The organism is Pseudoalteromonas sp. S554 (assembly GCF_005930865.1).
Classification (GTDB): domain Bacteria; phylum Pseudomonadota; class Gammaproteobacteria; order Enterobacterales; family Alteromonadaceae; genus Pseudoalteromonas; species Pseudoalteromonas marina.
This window is the reverse complement of sequence record NZ_PNDV01000228.1, coordinates 1-279: the sequence shown is the minus strand read 5'-3', so window position 1 is coordinate 279 and position 279 is coordinate 1. Positions and strand designations below refer to the sequence as shown.

Annotated in this window: 1 pseudogene; it reads right to left on the bottom strand. The window is 35.5% G+C overall.

Annotated elements, in window-relative coordinates:
- Nucleotides 1-25: 25 nt before the first annotated feature.
- Nucleotides 26-279: pseudogene (locus tag CWB65_RS19820) on the bottom strand (TolC family protein); the annotation flags it as partial.

The window sequence follows — 279 nt, the reverse complement described above, 5'->3', positions numbered from 1 at the left end:
GTTCTTTTGCTGCTGGGCCATTTACTCATGCAGTTAAAGCGTTAGCCTTTTTTGAAACTAGTAAAGTTAACAATTGTTGCTGGTTTACATAGACATCAATTTCACGAATGCTTTTATTTGCTGATTGCTTATCCCAGAAATCAATTGTTTGGCTGATACCAATGGAGTACTTATCAAAATCAGGTTCTTTGTCATAACTTTCTTCTAGGTCTTGGTTATAAACGTCTTGAGTTAAACTTTTGGCTCTATGACTACTTGCATTAAGTAACTCTTTAGCCG